Source organism: Paraburkholderia sp. D15 (assembly GCF_029910215.1).
Classification (GTDB): domain Bacteria; phylum Pseudomonadota; class Gammaproteobacteria; order Burkholderiales; family Burkholderiaceae; genus Paraburkholderia.
The window spans coordinates 2713127-2733033 of the sequence record NZ_CP110396.1; the positions used below are offsets into that span (position 1 = coordinate 2713127).

16 protein-coding genes are annotated in these 19907 nt (G+C 63.0%); 4 read left to right on the top strand and 12 right to left on the bottom strand.

Annotation, left to right across the window (positions count from 1 at the left end; all coding sequences use genetic code 11):
* Window positions 1-413 precede the first annotated feature (413 nt).
* The 10 genes from LFL96_RS31955 to LFL96_RS32000 all read right to left on the bottom strand — a co-directional run bounded on the left by LFL96_RS31955 (window position 414) and on the right by LFL96_RS32000 (window position 12841).
* The gene (locus LFL96_RS31955) at window positions 414-1736 is read right to left on the bottom strand and encodes an FAD-binding oxidoreductase (RefSeq protein ID WP_281001886.1); all 1323 of its coding nucleotides are present in this window, start codon (window positions 1734-1736) and stop codon (window positions 414-416) included.
* Window positions 1736-3028 carry an FAD-binding oxidoreductase gene (locus tag LFL96_RS31960; RefSeq protein WP_281001887.1) on the bottom strand — a complete coding sequence of 431 codons (1293 nt, stop codon included), beginning with the start codon at window positions 3026-3028 and terminating at the stop codon, window positions 1736-1738. Before LFL96_RS31960 ends, LFL96_RS31955 begins: the two co-directional genes overlap by 1 nt.
* Window positions 3029-3106: 78 nt before the next feature.
* Window positions 3107-4672, bottom strand: coding sequence for a DUF3138 family protein (locus tag LFL96_RS31965; RefSeq protein WP_281001888.1), 1566 nt, complete (start codon window positions 4670-4672; stop codon window positions 3107-3109).
* Window positions 4673-4713: 41 nt separating this feature from the next.
* Window positions 4714-5625 carry an ABC transporter permease subunit gene (locus tag LFL96_RS31970; RefSeq protein ID WP_281001889.1) on the bottom strand — a complete coding sequence of 304 codons (912 nt, stop codon included), beginning with the start codon at window positions 5623-5625 and terminating at the stop codon, window positions 4714-4716.
* On the bottom strand, window positions 5622-6596 hold the full coding sequence (locus LFL96_RS31975; protein ID WP_281001890.1) for an ABC transporter permease subunit: 975 nt from the start codon (window positions 6594-6596) through the stop codon (window positions 5622-5624). Before LFL96_RS31975 ends, LFL96_RS31970 begins: the two co-directional genes overlap by 4 nt.
* On the bottom strand, window positions 6593-7756 hold the full coding sequence (gene potA, locus LFL96_RS31980) for a polyamine ABC transporter ATP-binding protein (protein WP_281001891.1): 1164 nt from the start codon (window positions 7754-7756) through the stop codon (window positions 6593-6595). Before potA ends, LFL96_RS31975 begins: the two co-directional genes overlap by 4 nt.
* 214 nt (window positions 7757-7970) lie before the next feature.
* On the bottom strand, window positions 7971-9092 hold the full coding sequence (locus tag LFL96_RS31985; protein ID WP_281001892.1) for a polyamine ABC transporter substrate-binding protein: 1122 nt from the start codon (window positions 9090-9092) through the stop codon (window positions 7971-7973).
* A 71-nt stretch (window positions 9093-9163) separates the two neighbouring features.
* On the bottom strand, window positions 9164-10609 hold the full coding sequence (locus LFL96_RS31990) for an aspartate aminotransferase family protein (protein WP_281001893.1): 1446 nt from the start codon (window positions 10607-10609) through the stop codon (window positions 9164-9166).
* A 70-nt stretch (window positions 10610-10679) separates the two neighbouring features.
* On the bottom strand, window positions 10680-12014 hold the full coding sequence (locus LFL96_RS31995; protein ID WP_281001894.1) for a glutamine synthetase family protein: 1335 nt from the start codon (window positions 12012-12014) through the stop codon (window positions 10680-10682).
* A 32-nt stretch (window positions 12015-12046) separates the two neighbouring features.
* The gene (locus tag LFL96_RS32000) at window positions 12047-12841 is read right to left on the bottom strand and encodes a gamma-glutamyl-gamma-aminobutyrate hydrolase family protein (protein ID WP_281001895.1); all 795 of its coding nucleotides are present in this window, start codon (window positions 12839-12841) and stop codon (window positions 12047-12049) included.
* Window positions 12842-13091: 250 nt separating this feature from the next.
* Here LFL96_RS32000 and LFL96_RS32005 point away from each other — a divergent pair, with 250 nt between their 5' ends.
* The 4 genes from LFL96_RS32005 to speB all read left to right on the top strand — a co-directional run bounded on the left by LFL96_RS32005 (window position 13092) and on the right by speB (window position 17085).
* Window positions 13092-13535, top strand: coding sequence for a hypothetical protein (locus LFL96_RS32005; protein WP_281003944.1), 444 nt, complete (start codon window positions 13092-13094; stop codon window positions 13533-13535).
* 306 nt (window positions 13536-13841) lie between these two features.
* Entirely contained in the window at window positions 13842-14393 is a 552-nt protein-coding gene (locus tag LFL96_RS32010; RefSeq protein WP_281001896.1) for a cupin domain-containing protein, read from the top strand.
* Window positions 14394-14482: 89 nt separating this feature from the next.
* Window positions 14483-15976 carry an aldehyde dehydrogenase gene (locus tag LFL96_RS32015; RefSeq protein WP_281001897.1) on the top strand — a complete coding sequence of 498 codons (1494 nt, stop codon included), beginning with the start codon at window positions 14483-14485 and terminating at the stop codon, window positions 15974-15976.
* A 137-nt stretch (window positions 15977-16113) separates the two neighbouring features.
* A complete protein-coding gene (gene speB, locus LFL96_RS32020) occupies window positions 16114-17085 on the top strand; it encodes an agmatinase (protein WP_281001898.1) in 972 nt (323 codons plus the stop codon).
* A 134-nt stretch (window positions 17086-17219) separates the two neighbouring features.
* On the opposite strand, the gene LFL96_RS32025 is transcribed toward speB, so the two are convergent.
* The gene (locus LFL96_RS32025) at window positions 17220-18239 is read right to left on the bottom strand and encodes a VTT domain-containing protein (RefSeq protein WP_281001899.1); all 1020 of its coding nucleotides are present in this window, start codon (window positions 18237-18239) and stop codon (window positions 17220-17222) included.
* Between the two features lie 329 nt (window positions 18240-18568).
* The gene (locus tag LFL96_RS32030) at window positions 18569-19852 is read right to left on the bottom strand and encodes an MFS transporter (RefSeq protein WP_281001900.1); all 1284 of its coding nucleotides are present in this window, start codon (window positions 19850-19852) and stop codon (window positions 18569-18571) included.
* Window positions 19853-19907 lie beyond the last annotated feature (55 nt).

Here is a 19907-nt window from a genome sequence, read left to right on the forward strand (position 1 = left end):
AGGCATTACCCGATAAAAGACGCATCGCACTACATCGGAGCATTCTGAAACCGTGCCGGTATGCAAAGTTTTTTTACTATTTGCAGCGTTTTATTTATTTTGTTGTATCGAGTTTCTGACAGACGAATTCAATCGGCATTCTTGGCGTCATTGGAGAATGCACGCCGTGGTTCGTGCTTCCGAGAGGAACATGGGCTGACTATATTTCTGTAGAATTTTAGGTTGTCGTTCGATATACTTATCAAACTTTGGTGATGGAGAACCGGACAGTAACGGCCATCGCGACGGTGTCAAAACCTACTGTAGTTGGACTTGAAAAAGACAAATCCGCCGTTAGGCGGATTTTGTTTTTGTGGCCCAGCAATCGCGTAGCGAATGCAGCGCCAAACAGGCGCCGCCGCCAACACCACTCCCTAAAACATCTCCATCACCCTGTGATAGAGCATCCCCAACTCCAACGCCGGGCCGCGCAGTGCCGGGCCGCCTGGAAACCGCGCATGCCGTAGCCGCGCAAACAGATCGAACGCTTTCGCCTCACCCGCCATGGCCTGCGCGACGACGCGTCCCGCGATGCCGGTCAGCGCTACGCCGTGCCCCGAAAATCCCTGCACGTAAAAATAGTTGGGATCGATCGAACCGAAATCCGGCGCGCGATTGCGCGTGACATCGACGAAACCGCCCCACGCGTGATCGATCCGCACATCGCCGAGTTGCGGGAACACGCCGGTCATCCGCTGGCGAATTTCCTCACCGAGCTGCACCGGCGACGCGCCGGTCGAACTCGCGCGGCCGCCGAACAGCACGCGGTGATCCGCCGACAACCTGAAATAGTCGAGAAAGAAATTGTTGTCGCAGATCGCCTCGCGCTGAGGGATCAGCGCATTCGCACGCGCTTCGCCGAGCGGTTCCGTGGCGACGATATACGACGCGATCGGCGCGATTCGAGCGGCCACCGGCGCGGGCAGCACGTCACCGAGCGTCGCATTGCCACATGCGGCGACGAAGCGGCAGCGCACTTCACCACGCGCGGTCCGCACCACCGGCAGCGCGCCGCGAACCACCTCGGTCACCGGCGAATGCGCGAACAGTTGCGCACCTTCGCGCCGCGCGGCGGCGGCCAGCCCCAGGCAATACTTCAGCGGATGCAGATGTCCGGAAAACGGATCGTAGAGGCCGGCCAGATAACGGCGCGACGCGACCCGCGAACGCACCTCGTCGGTATCGAGCCACGACAGTTTCGTATAGCCCCAGCGCTGGGACGCGGCATCCATCCACGTACGCAGATCGGGCACGCGCTTCGGTTTGGTTGCGACGGTCAGATAGCCGGCCGTGAAATCGCAATCGATGCCATAACGTTCGATGCGCTCGCGCACCAGCGCCACGCCCTCCACCGACATCGCCCAGGCGGCGCGTACGCCGTCCAGGCCGAGTTGCCGCTCGATGATCTCGTCCTTGGCGAAGCCCACCAGCGTTTGCCCGCCATTGCGTCCCGACGCGCCCCAGCCCGGCCGGTGCGCGTCGAGCACGATCACCGAGAGTCCACGCGCGCGACATTCCAACGCTACCGACAAGCCCGCGTAGCCCGCGCCGATGACGCAGACGTCGGCTTCGAGCGTGCCGTCGAGTGCCGGGTCGTCAGCGGCCGGGCGCGGCGCGCTTGCCTCGTAATAGGAGTTGGCGATCAGCGCGTCGGCGCGCTGGTCGAGCGCGGTGAAACCGGGAGTCGGAGCATTCATCAAAGCAGATCCTTCATTCGATACCAGGCCATCGCGAGCACGAGGGCAGGGGTGCGCAGTGTAGCGCCGCCGGGAAAATCGCGGTGGCGAATCTTGCCGAACAGGTCGAAGCGCGACGCCTGACCGTCGATCGCCTCGGCGATCAGCTTGCCCGCGAGGCCCGTGGTATTCACGCCGTGACCCGAGAAGCCTTGCGCGAAATAAACCGTCGGTGACAGCCGCCCGAAATGCGGCGCGCGATTCATCGTGATGTCGACGAAACCGCCCCACGCATAGTCGATTTTGACGTCGTCGAGTTGCGGGAAGGTCTTCAGCATGTCGCGACGCATCGCCTCGCCGAGATTGCGTGGCGCGAAGGTCGAATAGCTGACCTTGCCGCCCCACAGCAGACGGTTATCCGGCGCCGGACGGAAGTAGTCGAGCACGAAGCGGCTGTCGCATACCGCGGCTCTGGCGGGCATCAACGCCTCGGCACGGTCCGCGTCGAGCGGTTCGGTGGCGATCACGTAAGTGCCGACCGGCATGATCTTGCTCGCCACCTCCGGCGCGAGTTTGCCGAGGTAGGTATTGCAGGCCAGCACGACGAACTGCGCGTTGACCTGGCCGCCTGCGGTTTCGGCCACATGCCGGCCATTTTCTTCACGCAGCGCGGTGACGCAACTGTCCTCGAAAATCTTCACGCCGGCTTCGCGGGCTGCGCGCGCGAGACCGAGCGTGTAATTCAGCGGATGCAGATGGCCGCTGTCCGCGTCGTACAAACCGCCCAGATAGCGTTGCGATTGCACATACTGGCCGAGGCCGTCGGCGTCGACATAACTGAAGCGGTCATAGCCGAAACGGCGTTGCGCTTCGTCGCGCCATTTTTGCAGCGCGTCCGTATCGCGAGGTTTGTTGGCCGCGGTGAGATAGCCGATCGTCAGATCGCAATCGATGCGGTGCTTCGCGATACGTTCCTTCACGATATCGAGCGTTTCGATACCCATGTCCCAGACCCGCTTCACATCTTCGGCCGGCATGAACTTCGCGAACGTATCGATATCGCACGCGAAGCCGCCGATCAACTGGCCGCCGTTGCGCCCGCTCGCCGCCCAGCCGACTTTCGACGCTTCGAGCACCGCGACCGTATGGCCGCGTTCGGCGAGGTTCAGCGCGGTGGAGATGCCGGTGAGACCGGCGCCGATCACGCAGACATCGACGGTAAGGGTGTCGTCGAGCGGCGGGTGGCGCGTGTGGTCGTTGGCGGTGGCGGCGTAGTACGACGCGACGTGAGGCTGGTTCGAGAAACGGAGCATAGGCAGGGCATGCGAAAGAGGCCTGCACGCGTGGTCCGGCATGACGCAAGGCCGAACCACGCGCGAGGACAGAGCGGTTTAGAACGAGTAGATGAACTGCGTCGCGAGCAGATCGTTGGACTTGCCGTACGAGCCGTCGTTCTTCAGGAACACCTGTTTATTGGCCCAGTCGTGGCGGTATTCCACCTTGACCGTGATCTGCTGGGTCGGATAGAACAGCAGATCGAGCGACACGTCCTGACGGGTCGCGCCCTTGCACTCGAAGCCGAGACCGCCGTTGGCCTGCGACGCCGCGAGACAGTCCGCGCCGATACCGAAGCCGTTCGACGTATCCATCCCGTTCGAGTTCAGCGCGATGCCGCCACCGCCGCCGCCATTCTTGCTGTCCACCAGCAGGTCGTAGCGCAGGGTCGCGCCCATGCGGCCCACCACCGGCATCGTGAACTTGCGGTGCGCGAGCAGCGACAGACCGTACCACTGCGCCTGACCGCCGTTGAAGGCCGCGTTCTGCTGCTGGCCGTAGTCGACTTCGGCGTTGTACTGGATATCGTTGGTGGTGTAGGTCAGGTCGGCTTCGCCGAAGAAGAACGTGCCGCCCGCGCTCGGCGATTGTCCGCCCACGCCGTAGCGGACCGTGCCCGTGGCCGGGTCGATCGCGCTCGACAGCGTCTGGCGGCCGATGTTGAACGAGCCGCCCACATCCAGCGCGCTCGACCACGTGTAGTCGGTCCGCGCGGTGAAGGTCGGAATCTTGTTGCTGGTGGTGATCGGATCGCCGAACGAGTTGGTGCCGATCTGCGTCGTCGCGCCGTACGTGCGGTACTGCTCGTTGCCGAGGAAGAACTTCCACGCCCAGTTGCCGGTCGTGTAGTTCGCGCCGATCCCGACGTAGCTGCCCGGGTCCGAGAAGTCGTACAGCAGGTTGTGCGTGAGCGTCAGCATCTGATTCGACTGCTGGACTTCATAGCCGCCGAAACTCGGAATCAAACCGGTCACGAGGGTCGTGGTCGCCGTCAACGGGACGTTGATCACCGCCGTGTTCAGAATGTTGTTGCCGATATCGCCGTGCGAATTCTGCAGCAGCGTGATGCCGTTGCCGCGGTTCGGCATCAGCGTGATTTCCGCCGACGGCGCCATCGGCCCGACACCGAAGGTCTTCTTGATGTCGAGGTACAGATCGCCGAACGTGCTGTTGAAGTAGTTGTAGCTGCTCTCGTGGTTCGCGAACAGGAACGACGAGCTGCTCTGCGCGCGGTTATACAGGTAAGTCGGATCGATATAACCTGTCACCGAGAGACCCGCGATCGGCCCGGTCTGCGCCGCGTCCTCGAGCGAATCCACCTTCAACTGCTGATTGGCGATCTGCTGCTTCATCGCGGTGACGTCGTCGTTGCTCAGCGCGGCGGGCGCCTTGCCGTAGTCCGGCGAGGACACATCCACGGGCGCCGCGACCACCACCGGCGCGGGGGCCGCGACCGCCGCCGTCTTCGGCCTGGTCGCGACTTCCGCGCGCAACTGCTTCACTTCCTTCTGCAGCGCGTTGAGCTGCGCCTGGAGCGCCTTGATCTGGTCGCTGGTGGCGTCGGCCATGGCCATGCCGGGCAGACTGCCCGCCACCAAAAGACAGATGAGCTTCTTTCTCATGCAAATTCTCCTTATTGGTCGTATTGCAAAAGGACTTCTTTTCAGGCGCGAGCCGTATCGAGCGACTTACGTACGGCGGCTTGTTGTGGTGCGGACGGTAAGGGGTCGGCGGCGTCAGCGAGGGCGAACGCCTGCTGCATGTCGCGGTTGCGCTTGCGTTCGCGCAACTGCATCCAGCGGTTCACCGCAATCACGCCGATCGTCACCGTGCTGATGAAGATCGTTGCAAGTGCATTCATTTCCGGATTCAGGCCAAGGCGCACCCGCGAGAACACCACCAGCGGCAGCGTCGTCGAACCGGGACCGGAGAGGAAGGCGGACAACACCAGATCGTCGAAGGAGAGCGTGAACGACAGCAGCCAGCCGGACATCAGCGCCTGCGAGATCAGCGGCAGCGTGATCAGGAAGAACACCTTGAACGGCGTCGCGCCGAGATCGAGCGCGGCTTCCTCGAGGGACTTGTTGAGTTCCTTGACACGCGACTGCACGATGATCGCCACGTAGGACACGCACAGCATCACGTGGCCGATCCAGATCGTGAAGAGCCCGCGGCCCTTCGGCCAACCCAGCATCTGCTCCAGCGCGACGAACAGCAGCAGCAGCGAGATGCCCTGAATCACCTCGGGGATCACCAGCGGCGCGTTGATCATGCCGGCGAACAGCGTGAAGCCGCGAAAGCGTCCGAAGCGCGCCAGCACGAAGCCGGCCCACGTGCCGATCACCACCGACGCGCACGCGGTCAGCAGACCGATCTTCAGCGACAGCCACGCGGCGTTCAGCAATTCGTCGTCGTGCAGCAGCGCGCCGTACCACTTGAGCGAAAAGCCGGACCAGACGGTGACGAGCTTCGACTCGTTGAACGAGTACACGATGAGGCTGATGATCGGGATATACAGAAACAGAAACCCGAACGTCAGCACGCCGTTGGAAAGCGTTCTATTAGGCTTGATCATTTCGCGCCCTCCAGTTCCTTGACCTGGTAGTACTGGAACACGGCCATCGGCACGAGCAGCAGCAACACCATCGCGACCGTGACGGCGGACGCCATCGGCCAGTCCATGTCGTTGAAGAATTCATCCCACATCACACGGCCGATCATCAGCGTGTCGGCGCCGCCGAGCAGTTCCGGAATCACGTATTCGCCGACCGCCGGAATGAACACCAGCAGACTGCCGGCGATGATGCCGTTCTTCGACAGCGGCAGCGTGATGCGCGTGAATGCGGTCCATGGTTTGCAGCCGAGGTCGTAGGCCGCTTCGAGCAGCGTCAGATCCATCTTCACCAGATGCGCGTACAGCGGCATCACCATGAACGGCAGGTACGAATAGACCATGCCGATGTACACGCCGATATCCGTGTGATAAAGGCGCAGCGGCGAATGGATCATGCCGATCGCCATCAGCGTGTGATTGAGCAGACCGTCGTCCTTCAGAATGCCGATCCATGCGTACACGCGAATCAGGAACGAAGTCCAGAACGGCAGCATCACGCCCATCATCAGCAGGTTGCGTTTGGCCGGCTCCGAACGCGCGATGTAGTACGCGATCGGATAGCCGATCAGCAGGCAGAAGAAGGTCGACACGGCGGCCATCTTCAGCGAGCTGATGTAGGTAGCGACGTACAGATCGTCCTGCAGCAGGAACGCGTAGTGCCCGAGCTGGATCGCGAAATGCACCATGCCGTCCTTGATCGTCATCAGATCGGTGTACGGCGGAATACCCAGGCGCAAGTCGGCGAAACTGATCTTCAGCACCAGCACGAACGGCAATGCGAAGAACACCGTGAGCCACAGGAACGGCACGCCGATCACGGTGCTGCGCCCGGACGGCACCAGCATCGCGAGACGTCGTTTCAGCGCGCCGGACGCGCGGCTGCCGGACGGCGCATCGAGCGCCACGGGAGAGGAGGTAGTGGGATTGCTCATTGCGTCAGCACCACGCCGCTAGCCGGCGACCAGTAGACGAACACGTCGTCGTTATAGGACGGCGCACCTTCGCTCATCAGATGCGAGCTGGAGAGATTCGACACCACGGTCTTGCCGCTCGGCAGACGCACGTGGTACAGCGAATAGCTGCCCATGTAGGCGACGTCGGAGACCACGCCGCGCGCCCAGTTGTGCGGCGTCGATGGCTTGTCGAGCGATACCTTCACGCGTTCCGGGCGCACCGAGATACCCACTGGCATGCCGAGTGGCCCGGTAATGCCGTGGCTCACGTAAATGCGCGATTCGAGGTCTTCGCTCTCGACGAAGATGTGGTCCGGTTCGTCCGCCACCACCGTGCCTTCGAACAGATTCGTCGAACCGATGAACTCCGCCGAGAAGCGGCTGTTCGGAAACTCGTACACCTGGCTCGGCGAGCCGATCTGCACGATGCGGCCTTCGCTCATCACCGCGAGGCGGCCGGCCATCGTCATCGCTTCTTCCTGATCGTGCGTGACCATCACGCAGGTCACATCGACCTTCTCGATGATGTTCACCAGTTCGAGCTGGGTCTTCTGGCGGATCTTCTTATCCAGCGCCGACATCGGTTCGTCGAGCAGCAGCAGCTTGGGGCGCTTGACCAGCGAACGGGCGAGCGCCACACGCTGCTGCTGACCGCCTGACAGTTGATGCGGCTTGCGCTGCGCGTACTTGCTCATCTGCACGAGATTCAGCGCATCGGCGACGCGTTCCTTGATCTCGTTCTTCGGCGTGCCTTCCTGCTTCAGACCGAAGGCGATGTTCGCCTCCACGCTCATGTGCGGGAACAGCGCGTACGACTGGAACATCATGTTGACCGGCCGCTTGTACGGCGGCATCGCGGCGAGATCTTCGCCGTCGACGAAAATCCGCCCGGACGTGATGGTCTCCAGCCCCGCGAGCATGCGCAGAAGCGTGGACTTGCCGCAGCCGGAACTGCCGAGCAGCGCGAACAGTTCGTTCTTCGCGATGCTGAGATTGACGTTATCGACAGCGGTGCTGTCGCCGAATTTTTTCACGACATTTTCGATGCGGACGAATTCATCCGGTTTCGATTTAGTCGCTACCGCGGGGCGGGCCATCTGGGTGGCGCCGGCTGCGCTTGTTGAAGTCGTCGAGTTCATGATGTAACCAATTCCTTGCAAATCGCGAGCGCAAGTGTCTCCCTGCGAGACGTGGGAAGCGTCTCGCAACGTACGCTGCGATCGGAAAACATGGGACTGCGCGCGGGTAGGGCGTTAGAGAACGCGCAGGCTGACTGCCGTTACTGCCATTCGTGCGCTCAGGGTTCGAGCGATCCCTGAGCGCGGGATCGCGGTTTTATATCGAAGGTTGCAATTAATGACCGGTTTTAAGCTGCGCCCAAAGACGGTTTTCGAGGCGCAGAATATCGGTCGGCATGGGTTTCATCAGCGTCATTTTGCTGAGTACTTCGTCGCCCGGATAAACGGTCTTGTCCTGAGCGACCGCCGGCGTCACGAACTGGCGCGCGGCCTTGTTCGCGGTCGGATAGAACACTTCGTTGGTGATCGCCGCGTTGACCTTCGGATCGGAGATGTAGTTGATCCACTTCATCGCCGCTTCCGGATGCGGCGCGTCCTTCGGCACCACCATCACGTCGAACCACAGCAGACCGCCTTCCTTCACGTTCGAGAACTTGATCTGATACGAACGCTTCGCTTCCTCGGTGCGGCGGCTTGCAATGCCCACGTCGCCCGACCAGCCCACCGCGACGCACACGTCGTTGTTGGCGAGGTCGTTGATGTAGCCCGACGAATTGAATTGCGTGATGTACGGGCGGACTTTCTTCAGCACTTCGAATGCGGCCTGATAATCCGCGGGGTTCGTGCTGTTCGGGTCCTTGTGCATGTATTGCAGCGTGGCGGCGAACACGTCGACGGCCTGATCGAGGAACGACACGCCGCAGCCCTTCAGCTTCGACAGATTGGCGGGATCGAACACCAGCGCCCAGCTATCCACCGGCGCGTTGTCGCCGAGCGCCTTCTTGACGGCCTGCACGTTGTAGCCGATACCGTCCGTGCCGTACGCCCAGGGCACGCCGTACTGATTGCCCGGATCGGCGTCGGCGATCATCTTCATCAACACGGGATCGAGATTCGCGAGGTTAGGCAGCTTCGACTTGTCGAGTTTCTGGTACACGCCGGCCTGAATCTGCTTGGCCATGTAGTTCGACGTCGGCACCACGATGTCGTAGCCGGAGCTGCCCGCGAGCAGTTTCGCCTGCAACGTATCGTCGCTGTCGTAGTTGTCGTACTTGACCTTGATGCCGTCCTGCTTCTCGAAGTTTGGAATCGTGTCCTTCGCGATGTAGTCCGACCAGTTATACACATTCAGTTCGGTGTCGGCCGCAAGGGCCGGCGTGACGGACAGCGCCGCAAAGCCGGTGAAGGCGAGAAGCGCGGCCCCCGCGACCGCATGACGAAGATGACTAACGCTCATGGTTTTTTCCCTTGATGTGAAGGACCGGCATGAGCGTGAGTTGTGGGTGCCCATGCCGGAACGGACTGCCGTTACGAAATGCCGAGTTGTTGTGCGGTCGCATCGATGGCTTTTTTGGCCTTCGAGACGATCTCGTCTATTTCCAGCTTATTGATGACCAGCGGCGGCGACAGCAGCATCCGGTCGCCGGTGGCACGCATGATCAGGTTGCCGTTGAAGCAGAAGTCGCGGCAGATCGTGCCGACGTCACCGCCATTGGCGAAGCGCTTGCGCGCTTTCGGGTCCTGCGCGAGTTGCAGGCCGGCCACCAGTCCGGCACCGGAGATTTCACCGACGATCGGGTGATCGGCGAAGGTGTCGCGCAGCTTCTTCTGGAAGTACGGACCGGTGTCGGTTTTGACGCGCTCGACGATCTTCTCGTCGCGCAGCAGTTTCAGATTGGCGATGGCCACGGCCGCCGCGACCGGATGGCCGGAGTACGTGAGGCCGTGATTGAAGTCGCCGTTTTCGATGATCGCTTTCGCCACGCGGTCGTGCAGACCGACCGCGCCCATCGGCACGTAGCCGCTCGTCAGACCCTTCGCGAGCGTGATCAGATCCGGCTCGAAGCCGAAGTGCTGATGCGCGAACCATTCGCCGGTGCGGCCGAAACCGCCGATCACTTCGTCGGCGACCAGCAGAATGTCGTACTTGCGGCAGATGCGCTGAATTTCCGGCCAGTACGTGGAAGCCGGGAAGATCACGCCGCCCGCTCCCTGGAAAGGCTCACCGATAAACGCCGCGACGTTGTCCGCGCCGATTTCGAGAATCTTCGCTTCGAGTTGCTGCGCGCGGGCCAGCGCGAATTCTTCCGGCGTCAGGTTGCCTTGCGCTTCGCCGAAGAAATACGGCTGGTCGATATGCACGATGTTCTCGACCTTCGAGGGCATCTGCTCATGCATATAACCCATGCCGCCGAGCGTGCCGCCCGCGATCGTCGAACCGTGATAACCGTTCTTGCGCGAGATGACGAACTTCTTCGAATGCTTGCCCTGCGTCGCCCAGTATTGATGGACGATGCGCAGCACGGTGTCGTTGCCTTCCGAACCGCTATTGCAGTAGAAGAAGTGATTGAACGGCGCCGGCGCGAGTTCGGCGAGCAGCGCCGACAGTTCGATCACCGGCGGGTGAGTGGTCTTGAAGAACGTGTTGTAGTACGGCAGTTCCTGCATCTGCCGGTACGCGGCGTCGGCGAGTTCCTTGCGGCCATAACCGACGTTCACGCACCACAGACCGGCCATGCCGTCGATCACCTTGTTGCCTTCCGAGTCCCACAGGTACACGCCTTCCGCCTTCACGATCACGCGGCTGCCGCTGCGGTTGAGCGAGCCCATGTCCGAAAACGGATGGATGTGATGCGCGGCGTCGAGCGCGCGGTATTCGGCGGTGCTGCGCTGCGTGGCTTGCGCCGATTGCGCGCCGGCGGCCGGCAGAACGGCCGGTTGCACGTAAGCGACTTCTTCTGTTCTAAAGCTCATACTGCCTCCTGTTTGTTTGCATTTGCAGGCTATGTCTGCGTTGCCGGGATCTTGAAAACGTTAAAAGACCTTAGACGTGCAGCAGCAAATGCCGGCGTTCCCACGAACTGATCACGCGGAAAAACGCTTCGTATTCGGTTTCCTTCAGCGCGAGGTAAGCCTTCACGAATTTCTCGCCGAGCACTTCGGCGATCGGTTCGCAGGCGCCCATCAAGGTCAGGCCTTCCTCGAGATTGCGCGGCAACTGATACGGCAATTCGTAACCGTCGCTGAGCAGCGGCTCGGTGGCTTCGAGTTTCTGCGTCATGCCGAGATAGCCGGCCGCGAGCGTGGCGGCGATCGCCAGATACGGATTGCAGTCCACGCCCGGAATGCGGTTCTCGATGCGGCGCGCGGCCGGTCCGGAATGCGGAATACGGAAACCCACCGTGCGGTTGTCGTAACCCCACGCGACGTTGATCGGCGCGGCCATGAAACGCGACAGCCGGCGATACGAGTTGATGTACGGCGCGAAGATCGGCATCAGCGCGGGCGTGTATTTCTGCAAGCCCGCGATATAGCCGGTGAACAGCGAGGTCGGCTTGCCGTCCGCGCCGGTGAACAGGTTGTGGCCGGTTTCCTCGTCGATGAGGCTTTGATGCATGTGCATGGCCGAGCCGGGTTCGCCTTCCATCGGCTTGGCCATGAAGGTCGCGTACATCTTGTGGCGCAGCGCGGCTTCACGCACGGTGCGCTTGAACAGGAACACGCTGTCGGCGAGTTTCAGCGGATCGCCGTGCATGAAGTTGATTTCCATCTGCGCGGCGCCGACTTCGTGGATCAGCGTGTCGACTTCCAGCTCCTGCACCTCGCAGTACTCGTAGATGTCTTCGAACAACGGATCGAATTCGTTGACCGCTTCGATCGAATACGCCTGACGTCCGGTTTCCGGGCGGCCCGTGCGGCCGATCGGCGGTTGCAGCGGCAGATCCGGGTCCTTGTTCATATCGACCAGATAGAACTCCAGTTCCGGCGCGATGACGGGCGTCCAGCCCTTGGCCTTGTAGAGTTCGAGCACGTGGCGCAACACGCGGCGCGGCGAGATCGCGACCGGCGTGCCGTCGAAGTGAACGCAATCGTGAATCACCTGGGCGGTCGGATCGACGGCCCACGGAATCATGCGGATGGTGCTGGCGTCGGGAACGCAGACCATGTCCGGATCGGTGACGCCGGTGAGCGTGCCGTCTTCCGGATAGTCTCCCGTGACGGTCTGGATCATCACCGCCTGCGGCAGGCGCATGGACTCGCCGGATTCGAACTTGCTGCGGGGAATGATCTTGCCGCGTGCGATCCCGGCCATATCCGGAATGATCGCCTCGATCTCGGTGACGCGGTTCTGCTTCAGAAATTCGTCGATGTCATGCATGTTTATTCTCTCTGTTTTGGTGCGCGACCGGCTCAGGCATGTGTGGCGGCGGTGGATGCCGCGCCCTGGCCGGTCCTGGTGCGCATTCGATCGCGGCAGGCGTCGCCGAACGCGCGAAAGATCGCGGTGGATAGCGCGTCGTTCGCATGCTTCCATTCCGGGTGCCATTGCACACCCAGCGCGAAAGCGCGCGCATCCGTCACGCTCACTGCTTCGATCAGGCCGTCCGGCGCCATGGCTTCGGCCGTGAGGCCGGCGCCCAGCCGCTCGACGCCCTGGCCGTGCAACGAATTCACGCGTGCCTCGTTCGCGCCGCCGGCGAGGCGCTGCAGCATGCCGCCCTGGGTCAACGCGATCGAATGCGACGGTGCGTATTGCACGTCGAGGTCGTCTTCCTTGTTCTCGCGATGGTCGTTCAGCCCGGCCACCGCGTGAACGCTTTGATGCAACGTTCCGCCAAACACCACGTTCATTTCCTGGAAGCCCCGGCACACCGCCAGTACCGGCACGCCGGCGGCGATCGCCGCGCGCAGCAGCGGCAATGTCGTCGCGTCGCGTGCGGCGTCGTGCAGGGTGCCGGGCGCGCTCGCATGGCCGCCGTAACGGTGCGGCTCGACGTTCGAATAGCTGCCGGTGAAGAGCAGGCCGTCGACCGTCGCCAGGATATCGGCGGCGGACTGACGTTCGCCGAGCGCCGGCAGCAGCATGGCGAGCGCCTGCGAGCCGTCGACGATCGCGGCGATGTACTTCTCGCCGACCACATGCGATGGGTGGACTCCCATCATCGTTCTGTCGGCGCTGATACCGACGAGAGGTTTGTTTCGCATAACAGATAGACGTGTGTGTTCCCCGCGAAACGCGGCATGAACAACGTTAAACACAGCGCGGCACGATTCCGCGGCCGGACGCGAAGCGTCAAGCCACTAGCGTGATGCAGGCGTTCGCCAAGCGGGGAGCGCGCCGCGCGTGATCATCGGATGGGTCGTTCGATTCGTTTCGCTGCGCTGCGCAATCGCGTGAATGCACGCAACGTACAGGCCGTACAGGCGGCAGACGGCACCGCTCAAGCGCGAGCGAATGGCCTGGACGAGCACATTCGCGCGAGCGCACGCAAACGGAACAAATCGAACGACGAAAAAGGGGGAGGCGCTACGGCAGCAGCGAGGCGACTTCGTCCGTGCGAACGGCAATGAAGGCGCGCGCGGAGATGGAGTTGTGACGTCGAACGGAACGGCGGGACAGGATCGTGAAGACGGACAGGAAGCGGCGGAACGCAAGGCTGCCGTTGCTGCCGTCGGCGATGGCGCCGTCAGCGCGAGGACAACTCGCCTGACTACGATTCCATCTCACCAAAGGGCCTCGGACTCTCACGATTACACTCGACTGGCGACGTTGAAAGTATTGAACGGCCTGCTCGAAATCCGCACGAGGCGTTTAAAGAAACAGGACGCTGGGATGATCGTCTCGTACCGCTGCGAAGTGATTTCGCTGCGCCGCAAAACCCCGGTTCGGAGTGCGTGACGCTGGTATGACGATCGCCTGTGAACCAGCATATACGAGCCAATAATGCCGTCAAATCATTTTTAGAAAAGATTTATCAGGGCTTTCCCCAAGGTCCGGCTAGAATCCCGCCCAATGGGAACGTTCGTTGCGCTGATCATATTTCGGATGCCTTTCAGGGGTTTTCCCCAGCGGCGCGAAGATTAAAGTGATTAGAATATTCAACACTCGCGGGCGGCGTTGGTCGAGATCACGCGCGCCGGCCGGTCCGTTTTCGTGCCCTTATGTTCGTCCCTCATGTTCGTCCCTATGTCAGAGAACCAGGCGATGTCGATAGAAGTAGCAACCCGTCTGCAATACATCCGCAAGAAGCATGGCCTGTCTCAGCGTGAACTGGCGAAACGGGCGGGGGTGACCAACGGAACGATCTCGCTGATCGAACAGAACCGCGTGAGCCCGTCGGTCGGTTCGCTGAAGAAGCTGCTCGAATGCATACCGATGAGTCTCGCCGAGTTCTTCACCTTCGAGGTCGAAGTGGAACGCTCGGTCGTGTCGCGGCGCGCGGACATGCCGAATCTCGGCAACGAATCGATCGAGTTCTATCTGGCGGGGGCGAGCGTCAAGGATCGCAACATGGGCATCCTGCGCGAGGTCTACCAGCCGCTGTCGGATACCGGACCGGAAATGCTGGAGCACGCGGGGCACGAGGGCGGCGTGGTGGTACGCGGTCAGATCGAACTGACGGTGGACGGCGTCACGTGGCTGCTCGATCCCGGCGACAGCTACTACTTCGAAAGCCGTCTACCGCACCGTTTTCGCAATCCCAGCGCGGAGCATCTCTGCGAGATCGTGTCGGCCAATTCGCCGCCCACGTTCTGAAGACTCCGCGCCAACGCGCCGCGCCGCAGTTCAATGACGCATGAAGTCGATGCCGGTCTGCGTCGAGCGCATAACATTGAGGCATCCTGATGGACAAGAAATCTCTCGCTTTCTGGCAAGACAAGGCCGCGTCGCTTTCTATCGAAGGACGCGCGTTCATCGGCGGCGAATACCGTGACGCCGCCGGCGGTCGCACGTTCGACTGCCTGAGCCCGATCGACGGCAAGCTGCTCGCGAAAGTCGCCGACAGTAGCGCGGCGGACGTCGATGCGGCGGTCGCGTCCGCGCGCGCGGCGTTCGATTCGGGCGTGTGGTCCGGATTGAATCCGCGTCAACGAAAGGCGGTGCTGTTGCGTTGGGCCGCATCGATCCGCGAACACATGGACGAGCTCGCGCTGCTCGAAACGCTGGACGCCGGCAAGCCGATCGCCGACACCACCTCGGTGGACGTGCCCGGCGCCGCGTATTGCGTCGAATGGTTCGCCGAAGCGATCGATAAGGTCGGCGGCGAAGTCGCGCCGGCCGATCATCATCTGGTCGGCCTCGTCACGCGTGAGCCGATCGGCGTGGTGGCAGCGGTCGTGCCGTGGAATTTCCCCATTCTGATGGCGTCGTGGAAGTTCGGTCCCGCGCTCGCGGCCGGCAATAGCGTGGTGCTCAAGCCGTCGGAGAAGTCGCCGCTGACCGCGATCCGTCTCGCGCAACTCGCGCTGGACGCCGGCATTCCCGCCGGCGTGTTCAACGTCGTGCCGGGCGCGGGCGAACCGGGCAAGCTGCTGGCGTTGCATGAAGACGTCGACTGCCTCGCGTTTACCGGGTCGACCAACGTCGGCAAGTTGATCATGCAGTACGCGGGACAGTCGAATCTGAAACGCGTGTGGCTCGAACTTGGCGGCAAGTCGCCGAACATCGTGATGCCCGATTGTCCGGACCTGGACCGCGCGGCGAACGCGGCGGCCGGCGCGATCTTCTACAACATGGGCGAGATGTGCACGGCCGGTTCGCGGCTGCTCGTGCATCGCGACATCAAGGATGCGTTCCTCGACAAGCTGATCGCCGCCGCGCGCAGCTATACGCCGGGCAATCCGCTCGACCCGAAAACGTCGATGGGCGCGATCGTCGACAAGGTGCAGCTCGAACGCGTGCTCGGCTATATCGAAGCGGGCCGTGCGGAAGCGAAGCTGCTGCTCGGCGGCGCGCGCGTGCAGGAGGAGACGGGCGGCTTCTATATCGAGCCGACCATCTTCGAGATTCCCCCGAGCGGCGCGAAGATCGCGCGCGAGGAAATCTTCGGACCGGTGTTGTCGGTGATCACGTTCGATACCGTGGACGAAGCGATCCGTATCGCCAACGACAGCGAGTACGGTCTCGCCGCCGCGGTCTGGACGTCGAACCTCACGACCGCGCACGAGGTGTCGCGCAAACTGCGCGCCGGCACCGTGTGGGTGAATTGCTACGACGAAGGCGGCGACATGAACTTCCCCTTCGGCGGTTACAAGCAATCGGGCAACGGCCGCGACAAGTCTTTGCACGCGCTGGAGAAGTACACCGAGCTGAAGTCCACGCTGGTGCGGCTGCGCTAAAGGATTCGCAAGCCAGCGCGGCGGCGTGCGAATGAGGCACGCCGCCGCGTTCCCAATGAATCCGGAACCGGCTGTTGCGCGCACAACCAGCAGGCGCCGCGCGCGGCGCCGGTGTTTTATCAGGTGTCAGGTCATCCATGACTGAACTCGTCTATGGCGACGGCGCGATCCGCCGTTCGTCGCTTTATGGCTCGTCGATCGAAAATACCTATGCGGGCGTGCTGTCGTTCATGCGCCGCAAGTACACGCGTGAACTCGACGGCGTCGACGTCGTCGTGTCCGGCGTGCCGCTCGATCTCGCCACCACGTTCCGCTCGGGCGCGCGGCTCGGTCCGGCCGCCGTGCGCGCGGCAAGCGTGCAGTTATCCGAATTGCACCCGTACCCGTGGGGCTTCAATCCGTTCGACGATCTCGCCGTGACCGACTACGGCGACTGCTGGTTCGACGCGCACAATCCGTTGACCATCAAGCCGGCGATCGTCGAGCACGCGCGCACGATCCTGCGTTCGGACGCGAAGATGCTCACGCTCGGCGGCGATCACTACATCACGTATCCGCTGCTGATCGCGCATGCGGAAAAGTACGGCAAGCCGCTGTCCTTGATCCATTTCGACGCGCACTGCGATACGTGGGCCGACGATAACCCCGACAGCCTGAATCATGGGTCGATGTTCTACAAGGCGGTCAAGGAAGGCTTGATCGATCCGAAGACCTCGGTGCAGGTCGGCATCCGCACGTGGAACGACGACTTCATGGGCCTCAATATTCTCGACGCCGCGTGGGTCCACGAGCACGGCACGCGGGCGGCGGTGGAGCGGATCGTGTCGATCGTGGGGGAACGTCCCGCGTATCTGACGTTCGATATCGATTGTCTCGATCCGGCGTTCGCGCCGGGGACGGGCACGCCGGTGGCCGGTGGCTTGTCGTCGGCGCAGGGGCTCGCGATCGTGCGCGGGCTCGGCGCATTGAACCTGGTGGGCGCCGATGTGGTGGAAGTCGCACCCGCTTACGATCAGAGCGAGATCACGGCGATTGCCGCCGCGCATATCGCGTGCGATCTGTTGTGCTTGTGGCGGCAACGCAAGGTGGGAGCGATACGAGCCGCGTAACCTCGCGCGCGATTCCGTATCGCGCTACCGCCGTACCGCTAAGGCCGGCGCCTGGCCCATCGATGAAAATCGTCCGGGCTGACGCCGCCCTGGCAATGCGATGCGCGCTTGAACGGAAGACGGGAACGCCACGCTTATTCAGCGAGGCGGGCCCGAACCGTGTATTCCCCTTCCTCGCCTTCGTCTTCGAGCAGGTGCGCCTTCGCGGTATTGAAATCGGGCGGCAGCGGCTCGACCGGGTAACCGCGTTTTTCCCACGCGTCGAGCCCGCCCTTGAGCGCGCGGATATGGTGAATATTCTTGCGATGCAACTGATCGACGATGCGCTTGGCGGTCGCCTCGTTCGGACACACGCAATACACGACGATCGGCCGCTTCAGCAGTTCGGGATCGATCGGGTCCGGCGAGTCGAGATCGAGCGGCAGCGCGCCGGCGATCCGGTGCGACTCCCTCACGCGCACGCTGCGCGGCCGGGCGTCGAAAATCAGCGGCGGTTCGTTCGACTTCATCAGCTCGTCGAGTTGATCCGGCGAGATACGCGTATGCGCGAGCCAACGGCGAAACTGCATGCGGCGCAGCCAGCGATACAGCAGCGCGATCACGAAGATCGCCACGAAAGTATCGACGATCGTGCCGCCGTTGTGCCGCACGAAAAGCATGAACTGCACGATCTGCTCGTGCAGCGCCGCGCCGCCGATCGTCCATACGCTCGCCCACAGCGTCGCGCCGATCACGTCCCACAGCAGAAACACGCTGACGTTGATCGCGGTCGTGCCGAGCAGCGGCGCGGAAATCAGGCCGAGTCCCGGCAGGAATTTGGCGACCGCGAGAATCGGCGCGCCATGGCGTTCGTACGTGTTACGCGCGATGCGCACCGTGGTGTCGAGCGACAACGAGAAACGCACCAGATAGTTCAGCAGACGCCGCCCATAGGCGCGGCCGGTGAAGAACCACAGCGAGTCGGCGATCAGCGTGGCGGCCACCGCGGCGAACACGACGCTCGCGTACGAGGTCTGTCCCATCGCCGCCATCGTGCCGCCGAGAATCAGCATCGGCGCGGCGGGGATGGGCAGGCCGAGCTGCGTGACCAGCACGCTCGTGAAGACAGCCCAGACGCCGAGCGAGGCGGGAATCGCCACCGGAAAATGCCACACGACCGCGCTCCTCGAATTGCAGTGAAGGAAGGTGAACGGCCGCGCCCGCGTGGCGGGCCGTGAGTGCGCCGCGCACATGGGAGGCCGCGCGGCGGCGTGCAGTGTACCCGGCAGCGCGTGACGCGCGCGTGGCACCCTGAGAGGGGAATTTAAGCACAGGTGGGAAAAGGGTGCTGCGAGGGGTGCTGCGAGGGGAGCAGTGACAGTGGCAGCGGCTTCGCGCCGCCGGCACGTTGCGCCGGCCGCGCGGAGCAAGGGGCGCGGCTTGCCCGTGCTGCTCGGGCTGGGCTATGCAGCCAGGCGCGCGGACGTCGATATGGCTCGTCCGTTCACGCAGCCACCGGTTCGACGCGCGGCGCGGCCACGCCGAGCGCGCGGTCGTCGATCGGAAAATGCAGCAACGCGGCCAGCAGACCGGCCACCACGGTCGCTTCCCACAGCAGCGAATACGAGCCGGTCAGATCGAACACGAGGCCGCCGAGCCACGCGCCGAGAAACGAGCCGATCTGATGACTGAAAAAACAGACGCCGAACAGGGTGCCCAGATGCCGCGTGCCGAACACTTTCGCGACGAGGCCGCTGGTGAGCGGCACGGTGCCGAGCCAGGTGAGCCCCATCACCGCGGCGAACACGACCACGGAGAAAGACGTCTTCGGCAGGATGAAGAACGCGCCGATCGTCACGCTGCGGATCACATACAGCCAGCCGAGCACGTGATGCTGCCGGTACCGTCCGCCGAGCCAGCCGCATGCCCAACTGCCTGCCATGTTGAACAGGCCGATCAATGCAAGCGCGGTCGCGCCGAGCCCGATAGGCATGTGACACAGCGTCAGATATTCGGGCAGATGCGTGGCGATGAACGCGAGCTGAAAGCCGCAGGTGAAGAAGCCGAGCGTCAGGAGCCGGTAGCCGCGATGGCGTAGTGCGATACGTAGCACGTCACGCAGCGGCTCGACATGCCGCGTATCCGCTTGCGGTGCAGGGGCGGCGAGGTCGGTATTCGCGCGGCCGCCGGCGTCGCCGCGCCGGTCGAGCACCTTGCCGAGCGGCGCGGTCAGCAGCATCAGCACGGCCATGGCGAACAGCGACGCGGCAATGCCCGCGCTCAGGCGCACGCTTTGCGCAAACGGCACCATCAATACCTGTCCGACCGAGCCGCCGGCGCTGACCAGACCCATCGCCATGCTGCGCTGTTGCGGCGTGGCGATACGGCCGACCGCGGGCAGCACCACGCCGAACGTCGTGCAACTCACGCCGATGCCGACCAGCAGCCCCATGCCGACGATCAGCACGGCGCCGCTCGGCGCGATCGCGGCGAGCCCGAGTCCAGCGGCAAACGTGATCGCGCCGAACGCGACCACCGGCGTCGAGCCGTGCCGATCGGCGGCGGCGCCCGCGAACGGCTGCGCGAAACCCCATACCAGGTTATGCAGCGCGATGGCCAGCGCGATCTGCGTGACCGGCCAACCACGGTCGAAGGAAAACGGGCCGATGAACAAACCGAAGGTCTGACGGATGCCCATCGCGGCGCTGAGCACCAGCGCACCGGCGAGGATGACGAGCGTCGTCGGCGTGAAGGCTGTCGCGAAGCGCCGGCGGTGAATGGTGGACATGATGCGGATCTCCTTTGGCATCATGGTCGCAGCGCGCAGCGCCGGCGGCAAAAGA